This is a genomic window from Oleiphilus sp. HI0132, from assembly GCF_001635845.1.
The window spans coordinates 1-923 of record NZ_LWGJ01001799.1 but is presented as its reverse complement, the minus strand read 5'-3'; the positions used below and the strand labels follow the sequence as shown (position 1 = coordinate 923).

The window sequence follows — 923 nt, the reverse complement described above, 5'->3', positions numbered from 1 at the left end:
GCGACCTGGGGGTTTCAGCAACTGATAACATCGATGGCGACATATCATCGAACGTAAGTATTGATACAAGCGGGCTAGATATGTCGACACCAGGCAGTTATCAAGTTCACTTTAATGTCACTGACGCGGCGGGGAATAGCGCATTAACCCAAACCCGCACCGTCACAGTCATTCCACTTGTTAAAACATTTAGTGCAAGCCCAGGACTGGATGCGGGGTCATCATCGAACTCAACCAGTATGACTATATCCGATGACCGTCAGTTAGCTGACCTTAATGTTATGATTGATATATCGCATGGCCGACCAGGAGACCTGATCCTAACGCTCACAAGCCCTGCAGGCACATCTGTTGTAATTATGGACCGACCTGGAACAACCGGCGGCTGGTTCGATTTCGGTTGCGCCAACGATGATGTCGACGCAACATTCGATGATCAGGGAAGCTCCGCTGTAGAGAACGTTTGTAACTCTTCCCCCGGTATCGGCGGCACAGTTATTCCTCACAACGCCTTAAGCGCATTTAACGGTGAGTCTACTCAAGGTGTCTGGACACTCAAAGTAGAGGATAAAGCAACGATCACCAACTCAGGAACGCTAAACACCTGGGCTCTTGAAACGATAATCCAATAGTTAGCACTGTACTAAGTTTATTGTGCAAAGGCACCAAGCGCTAAAATCGAGCTTGGTGCCAACCAATCAGATATCCCGGCTAAAGAATATAGATATGAACAAGTTGCTTAATGGAATCAATTTTAAACGCTCTCTACAGGTGAGCCTGCCGATAATGGCGCTCTCCTTGTTTGGCTGTGATGGAGGTAGTAACTCCGGTGGAGATAAAGCGGAGCCAACAACAACGCTCACATCACCTACCTACAGTAGAACAACGACTAACTCAGTGGTGACAATTAGCGGCTCCAGTTA

At 47.8% G+C, this 923-nt stretch carries 2 protein-coding genes; both read left to right on the top strand.

Annotation, left to right across the window (positions count from 1 at the left end; all coding sequences use genetic code 11):
• Nucleotides 1-632, top strand: a 632-nt coding sequence (locus tag A3766_RS27285) for a proprotein convertase P-domain-containing protein (RefSeq protein ID WP_156509192.1), incomplete at its 5' end; no start/stop codon positions are given.
• 94 nt (nt 633-726) lie between these two features.
• On the top strand, nt 727-923 hold a 197-nt coding region (locus A3766_RS27280), incomplete at its 3' end, for a hypothetical protein (protein WP_197479791.1).